The organism is Virgibacillus salexigens, from assembly GCF_014905415.1.
GTDB lineage: Bacteria > Bacillota > Bacilli > Bacillales > Amphibacillaceae > Virgibacillus > Virgibacillus salexigens.
Genome location: NZ_BNEO01000002.1, coordinates 539,620 through 556,981 on the forward strand (window position 1 = coordinate 539,620; position 17,362 = coordinate 556,981).

The following is a 17,362-nucleotide window of genomic DNA, read 5'->3' on the forward strand; positions in this document are numbered from 1 at the left end:
ATGCCCTTATTTGGAATTGGAATTGTCATAAAATTAACAGAATTGACTGCTAGGCAAATAAGGTATTATGAAGAGCATGCGTTAATACATCCAGAACGGACCAGTGGAAATCAACGTCTATTTTCATTTAATGATGTAGATAAGCTGCTTGAAATTAAGGATTTATTGGATAAGGGTTTGAATATTGCTGGAATTAAGCTCCTACTTAGTGGGGAAGAAGAAAAAAGGGTACTAGGCAATAAATCGTCTGAATCATCCGATTTATCCGACAAAGAATTACGAAGAATCTTGCGAAACGAGCTAAAAGAGCCAGGGAGATACGGTAAGACAAATTTGCGTCAAGGCGAACTCTCCAGATTTTTCATTAATCATTAGTGACGTTTAGGAAAACAAAGATGTTTAACTTGAATGTTATAGACCTGTTTTTCTATTCAAATAAATAAAGTTCATAGGAGGAGAAACAATGGGAAAGAGCTTAACGAAAGAAGAAATATTACAACGAATTAAAGAGGAGAATGTTCGATTTATTCGTTTACAATTCACGGATATGTTAGGAACAATTAAGAATGTTGAAATCCCTCTAAGTCAGTTGGATAAAGCACTAGATAACAAAATGATGTTTGACGGATCTTCGATTGAAGGGTTTGTACGTATTGAAGAGTCAGATATGTACTTATATCCAGACCTAGATACGTTTGTTGTATTCCCTTGGACCTCAGAAAAAGGAAAAGTAGCACGTTTTATTTGTGATATTTATAAACCTGATGGTACACCATTTGAAGGCGACCCGAGATACAATCTAAAAAGAAATCTTCAAAAGATGGAAGAGCTAGGATTTGATGCGTTTAATATTGGTACAGAACCAGAATTCTTCTTGTTTAAACTAGATGAAAAAGGCGATCCTTCTCTTGAATTAAATGACCATGGTGGATATTTTGATTTAGCTCCAACTGATCTAGGTGAAAACTGCCGAAGAGATATCGTTTTAGAGTTAGAAGAAATGGGCTTTGAAATTGAAGCATCACATCACGAAGTAGCACCTGGACAACATGAAATTGACTTTAAATATTCCGATGCAGTAAAACATGCAGATGATATTCAAACATTCAAATTAGTAGTTAAAACAATTGCTAGAAAGCATAATTTACACGCAACCTTTATGCCAAAACCATTATTTGGTGTTAATGGATCAGGAATGCATGTAAACATGTCTCTATTTAAAAATGGCGAGAACGCATTTTATGATACAAAAGGAGATATGGAATTAAGCGAAACAGCATATCAATTTATTGCTGGAGTAATCAAACATGCGAATAGCTTTACAGCTGTGACAAACCCAACGGTAAATTCCTATAAACGTTTAGTGCCAGGTTATGAAGCACCTAGTTATATTGCATGGTCTGGTTCCAACCGCAGTTGCCTCATGCGTATCCCGAATTCTCGTGGTGTAAGTACGCGTGTAGAAGCTCGTAGTGTCGATCCATCAGCCAACCCGTACTTAGCGCTTTCTTCTTTATTAGCTGCTGGCTTAGATGGTATTGAGAAGTCTATGACTCCGCCTGCTGCAGTTGATCGTAACATCTATGTGATGACAAGAGAAGAACGTGAAGAAATCGGTATTCAAGACTTACCTAGCACCCTTGCAGATGCCTTAGAAGAATTGAAGAAAAACCAAGTTATTGTGAATTCACTTGGTGAACATTTATTTGAACATTTTGTAGAAGCAAAAGAAATCGAATGGGATATGTTTAAGACACAAGTTCATCCTTGGGAAAGAGAACAGTACTTGAGCACGTACTAAGACTAGCCTCATAGTGGTGTTTAAGCGAGTTGTTATCTTCGTCTGATTAAGGTTTCTACTTCCCTGGAAAACTACAAGATAATAATATTTTAAAAATATCGCCCATTAAGCTTTCTGTTGGGCGATATTTTTTGTGCGATTTTTTTGGAAACATGAGCGGTAAACATCGGAGGTTATTTTCATGCTTCCACTGTAAAAAGAATAATTTTATGAAGGTAAAGCAGCGTATCTTTGCTTAGGAAGCTAAAAAAAACGATCCCTAAGCGTTGTAAAAGTAACGATTTTTTATAGGTGGTTAATGTATATGATTTCATTTGTTAAAAATGATAAGAATAAAATAGAAATAGAAAAGAAAATCTTCAATTCAAATATGGAATATAATTTAATCGCATTCAGTAAAAAACAATTAAAAACAAAAGACATTTTAGACCAGTACTCTGAATCAAAAAAGTTAAAAACAGAAAGATACTTAGTAAAGAAAGATGGTATTTATATCGGTATATTAGAATACGGGATGGTAAGCCCCCGTACAAGAAAACCTTGGTTAAGCTTGCTAATTATTGATAAACAGTACCATAGAGAAGGGCTGGCAAAAGAGGCTTATAACACTTTTGAAAACCAAATGAAGGATAGACAAATTGATCGTATTCAAATTGCAGTCCACGCTGTAAATAAAAAAGCATTCGTTTTTTGGACAAAGTTAGGGTTTAAAACATACGATCAAAGAATGCTTGAAGGTCATCAATTCTACAGTTTAGAAAAACAATTAAACTCCACTGAAATGAAATGAACTACTGGTTAAAGATAAGAAATATACAAAATACTTCATAATTAATGACTTTAATGCATGTTCAATTCATACAATGCTTTTGAGGTGAGAAAAATGCCAAGAATTAATTACAAAGATTCAGATGTTGCCTTAATGGCAAGGATGATGCGAGCAGAAGCCGAAGGTGAAGGAAAACAAGGTATGTTGTATGTTGGGAATGTCATTGTTAATCGTGCGATAGCGGATTGCTTAGACTTTAAAGATGTGAGAAACATTCGCGATGTCATTTTTCAGGTACAAGGCGGTAATTATTCTTTTGAAGCAGTTCAAAAAGGCAACTTATTTTATAACAGAGCACGATCTACTGAAAAAAGATTAGCTAAAAAGAATTTAGATTATTGGAGACAACATCCCGGGAAATATGCTCTGTGGTATTTCAACCCATATGCTCCATGTCCTCCGACATGGTATGATCAACCCTTTTCTGGACAATTTAAAAACCATTGTTATTACGAACCAGCAGCCGGATCCTGTGACAGTGTTTATAGTGGTTAAACATGCTTTTTATACTTGCACCCCCATAAGGTAGTGTGAAACCTACTTTTTTGGGGGTTTTACATGTACCCATTTACTAAGGAGTCATTTTCGATAAAACCCTCATTAAGCATAAAACTAAACTAAATGAACAAATTATTATATAAATCATTCACTAAGCGAACTAGGAGATTTATATGGAAGAAATAATTGCTACTTTGTTCCGTACACCACTGATGTTTCTGATTATTCTTCTCTTTTTTAGATTAACCGGAAAGAAAGACGTTGGTGAGGTCAGTGTCTTAGAAATTGCCATAACATTAATGGTCACAGATTTAGCCGTGATTATTATTGAAGATACGGAATTATCTATCTTAAATGGTCTCGTCCCCATCGTAATTCTAATTATCATTCAATATATACTCTCGTATGTTACATTAAAAAATCAAAAGACACGGGATATTATGGATGGCAGACCTTCCTTAATTATAGAAAATGGTCGATGTAACCAAGTTGAAATGAAAAAAATCGGGTACACCCTTGATGACCTATATACTGAACTTAGGAATAATAACATTGCTGATATTTCAAAAGTTCAGTTTGCAGTACTTGAATCTTCCGGAGACTTAAATGTTTTTGATGATCAAACCAAATTTAGTCTACCTTTAATACTTGACGGTGTGGTTCAGACAGAACAAGTTAAAATAATGGGAGTGAACGAAATGTGGTTAATCCAACAGTTAGAACAGAAAGGGTACACAGATTTATCATCTATTTTTATTTGCAGTTACACAGGTGGGAATCTATACATTGAGGAGAAACAAAAATAGTTGGTAATAAGAACAAAGTGAAGGGAACTAAGCGAATAAATTCTTTAAATAATTGGCCGCTTTTCTCTCTGACCCTTAGAGGGATTTTGGATGAAAAATGCTACATTCTATAATAATTGTACAGTAATCAAGTAGACAATATGCGGGTGAAAAAAATGACATCTATATTTTAGCATTCAATATAAAGATTTTTGTTTGAAAATTTTGTCAAAACGATGCTTGTAGAAGAGGATACTTTTACGAATTAACAAGAAGAAAAATGGCGGCTTCCATAATTTAAATTTTAGGAAGCGTACATTAGGAGATGTTCAACTTAAGATATTTTATTTTCCATATTAAATAGCTAATATGTGAGGTTCTTTAATATAGCCGGCATATTTATATAACCTAAATATGCGTTTTTACTCTTAACTTTTAAAAATAATACTTTATTCAATATGAGCGCAATTAGTAACAATATTAATATAGCTAAGCTTATTTGCTTTTTATTCTGCAAAGTTATGGAAGATCATTTCTAAATGAGGAGATTTTATATGCCGTTTGAACAATGTAAGCACATAAAAACCGTAATGTCAGGTTTCAGCAAAAATTGGTTCTTTGTAGGTGGTTGGGCAATTGATCTTTTTCTAGGAAAAGAAACTAGAGTTCACCATGATATTGAGATTGGTATATTTAGAGAAGATCAAATTGAATTGAAACATTTTCTAAGCAGCTGGGAATTTAAAAAAGTTGTACATCGTGAATTTATACCTTGGTACAACGAATATTTAGTATTACCTGTTCATGAAATACATGCTATAAATAAAATGGATAAGCATGAATTAGAAATTCTCTTAAACGAGTCTGACACCGTTAATTGGAGGTTTAGAAGAGATTTAAGAATTTTATATCCTTTAAAATCCGTGTTGAAGTATTCTGAAACAGGCTTACCTTATTTGGCTCCGGAAATAGTTTTATTATATAAGGTAAGAAACACAAGAGAAAAAGACCATATTGATTTTTTATCTGTTAAAGATATTCTTCACGCTAAGCAGAAGTATTGGCTCCGAGAAGCAATAGAAATGCATGAACCAAAGCATGAATGGCTCCAACTATTAGGTTAGATATATTTCAAAAACGGATGTATTTCTGGAGGAAGGATATGCTTTAGTATTGTTGAAACGGGAAAAATTACGGAATAACTCTAAAAAAGTAAGGTCTCCTAGGATGTTGTTAATTATGATGGACTTAAAGAAGAATTCTTGAAGAACAAATTAGAAGGGAAAATGAAATATGAATGTTCTTTTTAGATTATTTGTATGTAAAGGACATTGAGGAATCTTTGAGATTTTATCAAGACATTATCGGGTTAAAATTATACGGTAGAAATGAACGGTGTGGGCGTTTTAAATATGATTGTTTTTCATTATTAATTACTTCTGATTCAAACTAGAGGATTAAACCGCTATTCGAAAGAATAGATACAGCATGAATTGAGCAAGATCTAAGGATTCTACAAGAAGGTCTTGATGACCAATAAGTTATTCCAGAAACGGGGGCTTTAATTAAAGAGAAGATAGAAAAAGGGCTTGGTTCTGTGAAACGCAAGCCCTCTTTCTATCTTTTATTTCATAGTATACAATCAACAGATTTAGTAGAGGTAGGTTGATTATTCTGCTGCTTTTTTATGTTTGACAAAATGACTCCAACTAACGTGATAAGTCCACCAATTAATGTATAAGTAGTTGGAAGTTCTTCAAGCCAGATCCATGCTATAAGAAAAGTAATAGCAGGGGTTAAATAAAGTGCACTTGTTGCTTCTGATGCTCCAGTTCGTGAGGTAATATACGCTAGAGTAAAGTAAGGAATAACGGTTGGGAAAACGCCTAGATAAATCACTGTTAGTGTTATATCTATGGGCGCATGAATAACTGCCTCTCCAAGACCTGGAGAAAATATCATCATGAAAATCGTACCTGACCAAATCGTGTACATCGTAAAAGCAATAAAACCGTATTTTTTTAGATAAGTATTTTGAAAAACAAAGTAAATACTTTCTGAAAGGGATGCAACTAAAACTAGAATAATTCCGATATTTAAAGAAAAATTTTCAGTTGTCCCAGCTAAAGAAATAAACGCAACACCACAAAATCCAGTCAACGAACCTATCCATCCCAAAAATCCAAACTTTTCACGGAAAAAGAGAAAAGCCAACAAAGCTGTGAATATAGGTGTTGTTGACACCAATAAACTAGCAACTCCTGCACTAACTGTTTGTTCTCCATAATTTAGTGCTGTCTGATAGGCTGAAAAGCCTAAAAAACCAAGTAATAAAATTATTGGAACATCGTTTCGTTCTGGTAAACGAATTCCTTGAATAACTGCTACAAGAACCAATGTTAATGATCCAATTAATAGTCGTAAAAGGGATAAATGTTCAGGTGAATAAGCAGTCAATGCAGCTCTTATCCCAGGGAATGCTGACGCCCATAATATATTTGTAAGCAAATGAGCAGAAGTGAGTTTAAAATTTATAGATTTTGTCATCAATACACCTCATCTTATATTTTAATCCAACCAGTTAATTCAGATATTTCTCATCTTAATATCACTTTGGTAAAATGTCTTCAACAGGTTAAACAGAAAAATACCAACCAATTTTAACTGGATTACGAAAAAGGAGTACTAATGAAAAAGCCAAAATACCAATTGATTGTTGATTTTATAAAAGAAAAAATTTCCAAGGGTGAGTGGGCGATAGGCGGTCGGATACCAAGTCAACGTCATCTAGCAAGAATGTTTGATGTCAATCGAAGTACAGTCATAACAGCACTAGAAGAACTAATGGCAGACGGACTGATAGAAGGAAAAACAGGAAAGGGGACTGTCGTAATCAATAACACGTGGACGTTGATGGGAAACCGAACCTCAACCAATTGGAATGAAAATGTCACATTAGGTATTCATAAACCGAGTGTTTCGACGGTACAGGAGATCAATAAAGCTGAATCTAATAATAATTTGATTCAATTAAGTAAAGGAGAATTATCTCCAGAGATGTTTCCTTTAGAAGAAATGAGGTCCATTGTACAAAGGGTTTCGAATCAACTGACACCCTTTGGGTATGAAGAACCAAAAGGAAATATAAAGTTACGCCAAGCAATTAGTAATTATCTAAAAATGAGAGGAATGGACATTTCCCCCTCATCCATTCTTGTGGTTTCAGGTGCACTTCAAGCTTTACAGCTTATTTCAATAGGACTTCTACAAAGAGGGTCAACTGTATTTTTAGAAGTGCCATCGTACCTTTATTCGTTGACTGTTTTTCAATCTGTGGGTATGGAGTTGAAGGGATTACCAATGGATAAGGAAGGGATTAAGGTGGATTCAATTTATCAGACAAAGGAAAGAGGAAAGAGTATTTTATATACTATTCCAACCTTTCATAATCCAACAGGTACGTTAATGCAGAAGAAAAGAAGGGAGGAACTCATTAAATACTGTGAAAGAGAACAACTTCCCATTATTGAAGATGATGTGTATCGTGATTTATGGATGGATTCCTCACCGCCAGAATCATTGAAATCAATGGATTGTCATGGGAATGTATTATATCTAGGGAGTTTGTCAAAAACATTGAGTCCTGGTTTGCGAATTGGTTGGATAGTTGGTTCAGAATCAGTTATTAACCGATTAGCTGATTTAAAAATGCAGTCGGATTATGGATCAAGTACGTTGTCTCAGCACGTTGCAACAGAGTGGTTATCTAGTGGATTATATGATCAACATCTTGAAACTGTAAGAGAACAGCTTAAAGTTCGAAGAGGTACGGCTTTAGAAGCTTTGAACAAACATTTAAGGTCTTATGCTACATGGGATATCCCAACAGGTGGGTTCTTCATTTGGATTAAAATAAAACCTATGTTTAAAGTGAAAAGACTGTTTGATAAAGCATTATCCAAAGGTCTGCTTCTTAATCCTGGTAGTATTTATGCAGAACACTCAGGACAGTTTATACGATTGTCCTTTGGGTTTGCTTCGCTAGATGAAATTAGAATAGGTATATTTCAGTTAAGTCAAATCATTAAAAACTAATAAGGACTTGGAGAGAATAGAAGAAATAGTTGGTGTAATAATAGAATTTGGTATGTTGACAGTACAATTCAATGAAGGAGGGCTTTAGCGAAATAGCCTTTTCTTTTAGAATAATGATCCTCTTGAATCATTACATTTAAGGATTTTAGTAGTTGATAAGAGAGGTTGTATCTATCCAGAGCTATAGTTTTTATAAAAAATGCATTAAAAAAGAGTAGAACAATTAATATTTAGGACAAGTATCAGACACTGTGTTAGGTGTTGCCTGATTAGTTTTGTGATAAAATGAAGAAAACCATAAACGAGGATGTGTATCATGACGAAACATCGGATTTATACAATGAGTTTCGCAAGTGTCTATCCGCATTATGTTACAAAGGCGGAGAAAAAAGGAAGGACGAAAGCAGAAGTCGATGAAATCATCCGTTGGTTGACAGGATATAGCCAGGGAGAGTTAGAAGCGCAACTGGAAAAGCAGATAAGCTTTGAAAACTTTTTTGCGGAAGCTCCTCAACTGAATGCTTCTCGAACTTTAATCAAAGGTGTAATTTGCGGTGTTCGAGTGGAAGACATTGAAGAATCAACAATGCAGGAAATTCGCTATTTAGATAAACTGATCGATGAATTAGCGAAAGGTAAAGCGATGGAGAAGATTTTACGAAACTAATGATAAACCAGAGATCACTGATTCTGTAATAGAAATAGAAAGAAGCGGTGTTTTTTTTGCGGATTAGATGTGAAGGGTACAAAAAAGCGTATATTGAACTGCCACACCCTCAACACAGAATTCTTTAGACGTAAGAGCCGATGGAAGACAAAATCTTACATATAGGTTACAAATTATGGTGTAAGTAGCATCTATTCTAAATAATAGTTTCGACAATCGATTTAAAACAGTTTTGTTGAAAGAAGCTGTTAATCCTAGTAATTAATAAAAGTGGTGAAAGTTTGAAACCAGTACCATGTATTATATCGGTTTTTCTTTGCATTTTCGTAGCATTTTTAAATTTTTCAGGACAGCATTATATATACGGCATCTCTATGGCTGTTACTTCTTTGTTTACCCTAAAGGAATTAATAAAGCTATCAACTAACAAAAATAGCAAACCATATTAGGGACAAACATTGGAAAAGAATTACCTTTTTTGATCTAGCTATAGATAATACAATTGTAGGTTAGAACTAGCAGGTAGTGTTACGGTAAAACGCGTTTAAAATATAGGATTTCAGAAAAAACGACAACCCTCTATTTCTCTCTATTAGTAATGGGTTCTGCTATAAGATTTGATAATGAATGTTCTGCATTCCTATTTCCATTTCGCGCTTCGATTTTAAATAGATAGACCATAATGCCACGAGGAACAATACCAATTAGTAACATGGAAATAAAATCAAGGGTTGTCGCAGATGGTTTTAAGTAGGCAAAAGCATTTATGTTCACTAAGACATAATTGTAGTATCCAAATATAAGTAAAACGGAAAAACCTATATATATAAGTAGAAATTTTTTCCATGAAGATGAGAATTGATATATTAACATAGTAATTAAGGGGACATCTGTAAAGACATCTCCGAAAAAATCTGGTTTAACAGGAGACAAAGTTATATAACTCGCCCAGTAACCAAAGTAATCTCCAATTGAATGATAAACTATAAATAACACGGACACGAAAGAACCAAAAAGGAGTATCTCTATTAATCGCTGTTTGTCCACAAAGTAAAAAAATAAGACATAACAAACAAGTACTAAAATGACAATTAAAAACCACTGAAGGGAAAATAATTCCTGATTAAGCCATTTATTTAAGTCTAAGTTGTTCAATTCTTTAGATTTTTGAAGTATTTCTTCATTGGTAACCATATGAATCTCCCTCATAAGCAAAGTTGTTTTTATTATTGTCAAGTCCTTTATATGTATTCAAAGTAAATCGAAGGTTTTTAAATTAGATTGCCATCTTATTGACAGGCGAATTACTCAGTTCAAAGGAAGAGTATTAGGTCAGACGATGGTGAAAAATTGATTTATATAAATAACACATAAGACAACTATTATACGACATATTGTAAGTTGGAAGTATAATGACAATTTACAATAAGGGAGTGTACCGCATGTTTTATCATGTGAAGGAATTACAATACCATGCTAAACCAGATCGACCTGATCCTGTATATGCCAAGAAACTGCAGGAAATTTTAGGAGGGCAGTTTGGCGAAATTTCGGTTATGATGCAATACTTATTTCAAGGCTGGAATACAAGAGGGGATGGGAAGTATAAAGATTTATTAATGGATACAGGAACGGAAGAAATTGCTCATGTTGAGATGATTGCAACCATGATAGCTAGGTTATTAGATGGTGCTCCAGATGTAGAATTGGAAGATGCAGTGAAAGATCCGGTAGTTGCTGCGATTATAGGTGGAACGAATCCGCAGCAAGCTATTGTTTCTGGGTTAGGTGCTATGCCTGTAGATAGTGTAGGAAACCGATGGACGGCTAGTTATGTAGCGGCAAGTGGAAACTTGTTAGCTGATTTCAGAGCAAATCTAAATGCAGAATCTCAAGGCCGCCTGCAAGTAGCTCGACTATATGAAATGACGAATGATGCTGGTGTTCGTGATATGCTCTCCTGGTTGTTAGCCCGCGATACGATGCATCAAAATCAATGGTATGCAGCTATATGTGAATTGGAAGAAAAAGAAAACATTGTAGTACCAAGCACGTTTCCTAGAGAATTAGAGAAACAACAAGTTTCCTATACGCTATTTAATCTATCTCAGGGAGACGCAAGCGCCGAGGGACGCTGGGCTCATGGCCCGAGTATGGACGGATATGGTACATTCAACTACGTAGATCGACCAATTGCTTTTGGAGGAGTACCTCATTTAGAACCAGCACCACCATATATTTACGATACACCGCTGTGGGCGCTTCGTAAATCTGATGATCCGCCCGGACCAAGTATGAAATAATAGTTTTTCATCATTTCCAAAGATACCAATTTTCTTCTTTTTTTATTTTATATAATTCACCTATTCTTTCTTCCACGAATCCTTTTTCTTTTAAACATTTTAAATAATAGGCAATATGATGTCGATCCTCATTGCTTTGTACATCATCTATTGCAATAAATTTGGGATAATTCTTGTTTAGTTCAATAAGTAAGCTGATCTCAATTAAAGAACATTTCATATGTATAGCATTTTTTAAATATCTTTCCATCATTTAATCACTCTCTTACGATGTAAATACCAAGTAATTATAGCAAAGTGGCTGCATATAAAATAGCTATATAACCTATTTTTTACAAAAATTTAAAAGTGTAGATATATGTAGAAATTAAGAAGGGAGCCTTCTTAATTTCATCGATTTGTTTGATTTGGTCGGATGATATCATTAACTTCTTTGACAGATGGTTTTTTTCTTTTAGAAATTAAATCGTCTAGCTTCTTCACAGCATCATCAAACTCACGATCGGATATCTGCTTTGAAGCTAACATTGAGCAAAGCATAGCATAAGCCATCGGTGTTGTATCTACAATTACATTTACATCTACATCGGAATTACCGCTGTGTCTTACGGTAGATTTGTTTGAAATTTGATTATCGGAGTGACCATTTTCATTCGGCCGGATTGGAAATAAATTGTTTGCTCTTGGCAATGAGTTTCCCTCACTTTCTAAATAAAGGTAGTGGGATATGAGACATATCCCACTTTCTTAATGCTTAATAGTCACATTTCTTCTTTTTCTTCTTCTTCTTCTTTCTATCTGAATCACCAGCTTCGGATTCTTCATCAGAATCTGAACCACATTTCACATAGGAATTACCGCTATTAGAGACTTTTGCAAAGTTAAAATTACGATTTTTGTTCTTTAAATCGTTGTCGTTATCATTGTCGTTATCGTTTTCGTTAAAGAAGAATTCTCCGTCGAAGCTATCACCATTAGCATCAGTTACACCTTCTACATCGTCATTAGAGTTGTCAAAAACGCGGTTGTTTCTTCCACAGTTATGCTTTCTCCACATATCATCTTTTCCTCCTTTTCGTTGAGATAATGCTATTATATTCAAGCAACGAGAAGCTGAAATGGCTTGTGTCTTATGTCAAAAGTTTGTTTTACTAGAAAAGATGACGTAAATCCATAGAATACAAGGTTTTGGTAATTGAAAATAAGGTAACTGTCTAGGAAGTATTTGGCTCATTTATGGGTAATAGAGGAGAAACTAGCGAAGATGACCAGCCCGTAATAGGCATTCAGATAAGGGAAATATGTAAAACAGCTGTTAGGAAAAAGGCAGTTGTCTTAATTAATACCTTCAATGATAATAGCTTGTAGGTCGGACATGGACCGACAAGCAATAGTTTGTCTTTCATAAACAGCTCTCCTATACTTGGTCTTCCTTATTTGAAGATGCGGTTTTTGTTTACCACTTGATTACTGTTGTAGCAAAAAAACTGCCAAGCGGCAGTTTTTAATGAATAGTACGATATAATCCAATTACCTTCCCTAGGATGGTAACATTATCATAAATTAATGGTTCCATCATTGCATTTTCAGGTTGGAGACGTATGTGGTCTTTTTCTTTAAAGAATCGTTTCACAGTTGCTTCATCTTCATCTGTCATCGCAACAACAATATCACTATTTTGTGCTGTGTTTTGCTGCTTAACAATAACCATATCCCCATCTAAAATTCCCGCTTCAATCATACTTTCACCTTCAATCACCAATACAAATAAATTATCTTCTGGATTGGCACTAGTAGTTGGAAGCGGAATAAATTCTTCAATATTTTCTACCGCTGTTATCGGTAATCCAGCCGTAACTTTACCAATAACTGGGGCATACCTCGCTTCCTCTCTAGGAATTTGACTATCGTCTGAAAGATCAATCACTTCAATTGCTCGTGGTTTCGTAGGGTCTCTGCGAATATACCCCTTACTTTCTATTCTTGATAAATGTCCATGAACAGTTGAACTAGATGCTAGACCAACAGCTTCAGCGATTTCACGGACAGAAGGCGGATATCCTTTTTTCGTTACTTCATCTTTAATATAATCAAGTATCATTTGTTGTCTTTTTGATAGTTTGGTCATGCATTGATCACCTCGCGCATAGAATTAATTATTACTAGTTTACCATCGGGTAATTCTAAATGCAAACGTTCGTTCGAAAAATCGGTTGACAAGATCATATGTTCGTGTAATACTATAAACAGGAAAACGAACAACTGTTCTAAATGATGAGGAGGGATTTTTGCAATGTTTCAGAAACTGACAAAAACAGACGCATTTTACCTCATAGCCTTTGCACTAACTTTAGGTTTCTTATATTATTCTATTATTACAAGTTAAGGAATTTGGATAGGAGATTGGTATTTTGCGCGCCATTATATACTGTAGAGTAAGTACAGATAAAAAGGAACAAGAAACATCATTAGCAAGACAAAAAGATGAGTTATTAGAATTGGCTGCAAGCCATCAGTTTACAGTGGTAACTTGTATTCAGGAACAAGAAAGTGGATATAAAGTAGATCGTGAAGGTATATTTGAGATACTTGAATTAATTTCTGATGGGAAGGCAGATTGCTTACTTATTCAAGATGAAACTCGTTTAGGAAGGGGAAACACCAAGATTGCGCTTTTCCATCATTTACATAAATTAGAGATACCTATCTATACCTCTTATCATGAAGGAAAACTGGAATTATCCGAGGCGGATTCAATGGTATTACAAATTGTTGGGATTGTAGAAGAATACCAACGTAAAATACATAATGCAAAAATAAAAAGAGGGATGAATAAAGCAATTCAAGATGGCTATGATCCAACTAAAAATCTAGCTAACCAAAATAAAGCCCCAGGAAGAGAAAGAAAAACATTCCCAATAGAAGAGGTAGTACGATTAAGACAAAATAACTTAACCTTCAAAGAAATAGCCACAACTTTAAATGGTTTAGGTTATTCTGTATCCAAGGCAACGGTTCATCGCAGGTACCAAGAGTTTCAAAATACTTGAATATATGATAGGGTATAGGTAAGATATAAAGGCAAGAGCAACGTTTGTGTTCTTGCCTTTTTATGTTGAACAACACTAAGAATTCGGAAGTCACTGATAAACTCTAATGGAGGTTATATATATGCTTTCTAAAGAAAAAATCGAACGTATTAATGCGTTAGCAAAAAAGGCAAAAGCTGATGGGCTAACCGATAAGGAGAAGAAGGAACAACAAACATTACGCCAAGAGTACTTAAAAAATGTACGAAGTTCCTTCAAAAACCAATTTAAATCAATGAAGGTGGTAGATCCAAAAGGGAACGATGTAACACCTCAAAAAGTAAAGGATATGCAAAAAAAAGATAAAGAATAAAAATAAAGGAAAAGAAAAACAAATTAACGAAAATGTTGTTTTTGCTTGTGGCAACTAATGTTTCGTTATAAAATGATAAGAGTACAATGATGAAAAAGTGGAAGGGGTTTATTATGTCGAATACTATTGAGCAACAATCTATTAATACAATTCGTACGTTGTCGATTGATGCTATTGAAAATGCTAATTCTGGTCATCCAGGTTTGCCAATGGGTGCAGCACCTATGGCTTATACACTTTGGACTGATTTTATGAATCATAATCCGAAGCATTCTAAGTGGTTCAATCGCGACCGCTTTGTTCTTTCAGCTGGACATGGTTCAATGCTGCTTTATAGTCTGTTGCACTTATCAGGGTATAATGTAACCATTGATGATCTGAAAGGCTTCCGTCAATGGGGATCTAAAACTCCTGGGCACCCGGAGGTACATCATACGGATGGGGTAGAAGCGACAACAGGTCCACTTGGACAAGGTATTGCAATGTCTGTTGGAATGGCAATGGCTGAAGCGCATCTTTCAGCGAAATTCAATAAAGACAACTTCAACATTGTTGATCACTACACCTATGCTATTGTAAGTGACGGTGATTTGATGGAAGGTATTTCCCATGAGGCTGCTTCCTTAGCAGGCCATTTAGGATTAGGGAAATTAATTGCCTTATATGATTCGAATGATATCTCACTTGATGGTGATTTAGATCGTTCTTTCTCTGATAATACAGAAGAGCGTTTCAAAGCTTATGGATGGCAAGTCTTAACAGTAAAAGATGGAAATGATCTAGATGCTATACGAAATGCCATCAAATTAGCTCAAGAAAATACAGAACAGCCTACTTTGATTGAAGTGAAAACCATTATTGGATATGGTTCACCGAATAAATCAGCATCAGCTGCATCTCATGGCGCACCATTAGGTGGAGATGAAGTAAAATTAACAAAAGAATTCTATAAATGGACCCATGATGAGTTTCATGTCCCTGAGGAAGTTTATGAAGATTTTAATGAAAAAATTGTAAAAGATGGTGCTGAAGCGGAAGCATCATGGAACAAGTTATTGGATTCTTACAAGGAAACATATCCGGAACTTGCACAAGAATTTGAATTAGCATTAAAAGGTGATTTACCAGCAGGATGGGAAAAAGAATTACCAGTATTTGAACCAGAGCAGGATACATTAGCTACTCGTGCTTCATCTGGGAAAGTACTTAATGCCATTGCTGATACAGTTCCAAACTTCTTTGGCGGCAGTGCTGATTTAGCAGGTTCAAATAAGACGACGATTAATGAAGAAAATGATTTCTCACGTAATCATTATGCAGGAAGGAATATTTGGTTTGGTGTCCGTGAACATGCTATGGGCGCTGCATTAAATGGAATGGCATTGCATGGTGGATTGAATGTTTATGCTGGTACATTCTTTGTATTTAGTGATTATTTACGACCTGCAGTACGACTATCTTCTATTATGAATATGCCAGTAACCTATGTATTCACTCATGATTCGATCGCAGTTGGTGAAGACGGTCCAACACACGAACCAATTGAACAATTAGCTTCATTACGAGCAATGCCAGGTCTATCGCTAATCAGACCAGCAGATGGGAATGAAACTCAAGCTGCTTGGCGCTTAGCATTAGAATCAACTGATACGCCAACAGCGCTTGTATTAAGCAGACAAAATCTTCCTACTTTAGAAGGAACGAAAGACAATGCATATGAAGGTGTAAAACAAGGAGCATATGTTATAAGTGACGCTGAAAAAGTGACACCAGATGCAATCTTAATTGCAACAGGCTCTGAAGTTCAATTAGCAATTAAATCTCAAGCTGCATTAAAAGAAAAAGGTATGGATGTACGAGTTGTAAGCATGCCATCTTGGGACCGTTTTAATTCTCAAGATGATACGTATAAGCAAAAGATCCTTCCTGCAGAAGTGAAGAACCGTGTTGCAATCGAAATGGCTTCTCCATTTGGCTGGGAACGTTTCGTAGGTGAACATGGAAAAGTAATTGGTATTGATACATTTGGCGCTTCTGCTAAAGGAGAAAAAGTAATAGAAGAATATGGATTTACTGTAGATAATGTTGTTAAACAGGTAGAATCTTACGTAGATTAATGCATATATAAAGATGGTCTATATTGTTTAGACCATCTTTTTTTGGCTTCGACAAAAGAAGTGGTTTTTTGTAATACAAACTGACAGATTTTTAAATTAGAATACGTAATAATAGTTTTTATAGAGGAGGAAAAGACTATGTATACGTATTCTATATTTTGGATAAAAGAAGAAGTAGCTACCCATTACTTCCATAAAAGTGGCATCTTATATCGATTCTTCAAAGATTATCAAACAGATCCAGAAAGAGAGGATTTATCTAAACAGTTTAAATTTATTACGTATGAATTTAATGAAAATGTAGTCATTGATTACCTCAAAAAAAATGAAACATTTACTATGATGAAGCAAGATAACCATCATACTTTAAAAATATATAACAAAGAAACCTATATTTCTTTACATATGAGTGAAAAACAATTAAAATTTCGTTGTAAAACATTACAGGATGCAGAAGCGTTGCTTTTCCCGATGTTACGCCAATTTCAGCCATTACTCTTCATCGTTGGAGATAATATTCAAAATTTTGGTTGGATAGCACCACTTCTGAGATACAGTAAAACAGGAAGGGAACAAGTATTGTATTCTTTTCTTTGATTTACTATACTGTATAGGAGACAACACGAAGGAGGAAAGCTTTACATGGACACGATTTGGGTCGTACTAATTGCTATAGCAGCATTAATTGCTGGTGTTGCTCTTGGATTTTTCATTGCGAGAAAATATATGATGAGCTATTTAAAAAAGAATCCGCCAATTAATGAGCAAATGCTTCGTACGTTAATGATGCAAATGGGGCAAAAGCCATCACAAAAGAAAATTAATCAAATGATGCGTGCAATGAACAATCAATCAGGAAAATAGG

General features: G+C 34.8%; 21 protein-coding genes. 15 read left to right on the forward strand and 6 right to left on the reverse strand.

Annotated features, from left to right (window positions below; translation table 11 throughout):
* The 7 genes from JKP73_RS10345 (at nt 1) to JKP73_RS10375 (ending at nt 5,366) form a co-directional block, all read left to right on the forward strand.
* Nucleotides 1–375, forward strand: coding sequence for a MerR family transcriptional regulator (locus JKP73_RS10345; RefSeq protein ID WP_031335552.1), 375 nt, complete (start codon nt 1–3; stop codon nt 373–375).
* A gap of 88 nt (nt 376–463) precedes the next feature.
* On the forward strand, nt 464–1,801 hold the full coding sequence (gene glnA / locus JKP73_RS10350; RefSeq protein ID WP_021291392.1) for a type I glutamate--ammonia ligase: 1,338 nt from the start codon (nt 464–466) through the stop codon (nt 1,799–1,801).
* A gap of 304 nt (nt 1,802–2,105) precedes the next feature.
* Nucleotides 2,106–2,591 (forward strand): GNAT family N-acetyltransferase, encoded by a 486-nt coding sequence (locus JKP73_RS10355; RefSeq protein WP_038244037.1) that lies wholly within the window; start codon nt 2,106–2,108, stop codon nt 2,589–2,591.
* A gap of 93 nt (nt 2,592–2,684) precedes the next feature.
* Nucleotides 2,685–3,125, forward strand: a complete 441-nt coding sequence (locus JKP73_RS10360; RefSeq protein ID WP_021291389.1) for a cell wall hydrolase — start codon at nt 2,685–2,687, stop codon at nt 3,123–3,125.
* Between the two features lie 176 nt (nt 3,126–3,301).
* Entirely contained in the window at nt 3,302–3,934 is a 633-nt protein-coding gene (locus tag JKP73_RS10365; protein ID WP_021291388.1) for a DUF421 domain-containing protein, read from the forward strand.
* Nucleotides 3,935–4,467: 533 nt separating this feature from the next.
* Entirely contained in the window at nt 4,468–5,037 is a 570-nt protein-coding gene (locus JKP73_RS10370; protein WP_021291387.1) for a nucleotidyltransferase domain-containing protein, read from the forward strand.
* A gap of 173 nt (nt 5,038–5,210) precedes the next feature.
* The gene (locus tag JKP73_RS10375) at nt 5,211–5,366 is read left to right on the forward strand and encodes a VOC family protein (protein ID WP_148530699.1); all 156 of its coding nucleotides are present in this window, start codon (nt 5,211–5,213) and stop codon (nt 5,364–5,366) included.
* Between the two features lie 176 nt (nt 5,367–5,542).
* Here the strand turns inward: JKP73_RS10375 and JKP73_RS10380 are convergent, their stop codons facing one another.
* Nucleotides 5,543–6,463, reverse strand: a complete 921-nt coding sequence (locus JKP73_RS10380) for a DMT family transporter (RefSeq protein WP_369759890.1) — start codon at nt 6,461–6,463, stop codon at nt 5,543–5,545.
* A gap of 138 nt (nt 6,464–6,601) precedes the next feature.
* Between JKP73_RS10380 and pdxR the strand changes: the two genes are divergently transcribed.
* Both pdxR and JKP73_RS10390 read left to right on the forward strand, forming a co-directional pair.
* On the forward strand, nt 6,602–8,008 hold the full coding sequence (gene pdxR / locus JKP73_RS10385) for a MocR-like pyridoxine biosynthesis transcription factor PdxR (protein WP_021291385.1): 1,407 nt from the start codon (nt 6,602–6,604) through the stop codon (nt 8,006–8,008).
* 316 nt (nt 8,009–8,324) lie between these two features.
* Nucleotides 8,325–8,675 carry a DUF2200 domain-containing protein gene (locus JKP73_RS10390; RefSeq protein WP_038244034.1) on the forward strand — a complete coding sequence of 117 codons (351 nt, stop codon included), beginning with the start codon at nt 8,325–8,327 and terminating at the stop codon, nt 8,673–8,675.
* 579 nt (nt 8,676–9,254) lie between these two features.
* Here the strand turns inward: JKP73_RS10390 and JKP73_RS10395 are convergent.
* Nucleotides 9,255–9,869 (reverse strand): hypothetical protein, encoded by a 615-nt coding sequence (locus JKP73_RS10395; RefSeq protein WP_021291383.1) that lies wholly within the window; start codon nt 9,867–9,869, stop codon nt 9,255–9,257.
* A 248-nt stretch (nt 9,870–10,117) separates the two neighbouring features.
* Between JKP73_RS10395 and JKP73_RS10400 the strand changes: the two genes are divergently transcribed.
* Nucleotides 10,118–10,978, forward strand: a complete 861-nt coding sequence (locus tag JKP73_RS10400; RefSeq protein WP_021291382.1) for a manganese catalase — start codon at nt 10,118–10,120, stop codon at nt 10,976–10,978.
* Between the two features lie 10 nt (nt 10,979–10,988).
* Here the strand turns inward: JKP73_RS10400 and JKP73_RS10405 are convergent, their stop codons facing one another.
* The 4 genes from JKP73_RS10405 to lexA form a co-directional block, all read right to left on the reverse strand.
* Nucleotides 10,989–11,231 carry a hypothetical protein gene (locus JKP73_RS10405; RefSeq protein ID WP_021291381.1) on the reverse strand — a complete coding sequence of 81 codons (243 nt, stop codon included), beginning with the start codon at nt 11,229–11,231 and terminating at the stop codon, nt 10,989–10,991.
* 137 nt (nt 11,232–11,368) lie between these two features.
* Nucleotides 11,369–11,668: a hypothetical protein gene (locus JKP73_RS10410; RefSeq protein ID WP_021291380.1), complete on the reverse strand. Its 300-nt coding sequence runs from the start codon at nt 11,666–11,668 to the stop codon at nt 11,369–11,371.
* A gap of 64 nt (nt 11,669–11,732) precedes the next feature.
* Nucleotides 11,733–12,035 carry a hypothetical protein gene (locus JKP73_RS10415; protein ID WP_021291379.1) on the reverse strand — a complete coding sequence of 101 codons (303 nt, stop codon included), beginning with the start codon at nt 12,033–12,035 and terminating at the stop codon, nt 11,733–11,735.
* A gap of 447 nt (nt 12,036–12,482) precedes the next feature.
* Nucleotides 12,483–13,106 (reverse strand): transcriptional repressor LexA, encoded by a 624-nt coding sequence (lexA, locus tag JKP73_RS10420; RefSeq protein WP_021291377.1) that lies wholly within the window; start codon nt 13,104–13,106, stop codon nt 12,483–12,485.
* A gap of 283 nt (nt 13,107–13,389) precedes the next feature.
* Between lexA and JKP73_RS10425 the strand changes: the two genes are divergently transcribed.
* The 5 genes from JKP73_RS10425 to JKP73_RS10445 all read left to right on the forward strand — a co-directional run bounded on the left by JKP73_RS10425 (nt 13,390) and on the right by JKP73_RS10445 (nt 17,361).
* The gene (locus tag JKP73_RS10425; RefSeq protein WP_021291375.1) at nt 13,390–14,028 is read left to right on the forward strand and encodes a YneB family resolvase-like protein; all 639 of its coding nucleotides are present in this window, start codon (nt 13,390–13,392) and stop codon (nt 14,026–14,028) included.
* A gap of 121 nt (nt 14,029–14,149) precedes the next feature.
* Nucleotides 14,150–14,380, forward strand: coding sequence for a DUF896 domain-containing protein (locus JKP73_RS10430; RefSeq protein WP_021291374.1), 231 nt, complete (start codon nt 14,150–14,152; stop codon nt 14,378–14,380).
* A gap of 113 nt (nt 14,381–14,493) precedes the next feature.
* Nucleotides 14,494–16,497, forward strand: a complete 2,004-nt coding sequence (gene tkt / locus JKP73_RS10435) for a transketolase (RefSeq protein WP_021291373.1) — start codon at nt 14,494–14,496, stop codon at nt 16,495–16,497.
* Between the two features lie 138 nt (nt 16,498–16,635).
* A complete protein-coding gene (sirA, locus tag JKP73_RS10440) occupies nt 16,636–17,094 on the forward strand; it encodes a sporulation inhibitor of replication protein SirA (RefSeq protein WP_021291372.1) in 459 nt (152 codons plus the stop codon).
* 45 nt (nt 17,095–17,139) lie between these two features.
* Entirely contained in the window at nt 17,140–17,361 is a 222-nt protein-coding gene (locus JKP73_RS10445; RefSeq protein WP_021291371.1) for a YneF family protein, read from the forward strand.
* The last annotated feature ends 1 nt before the right edge of the window (nt 17,362 follow it).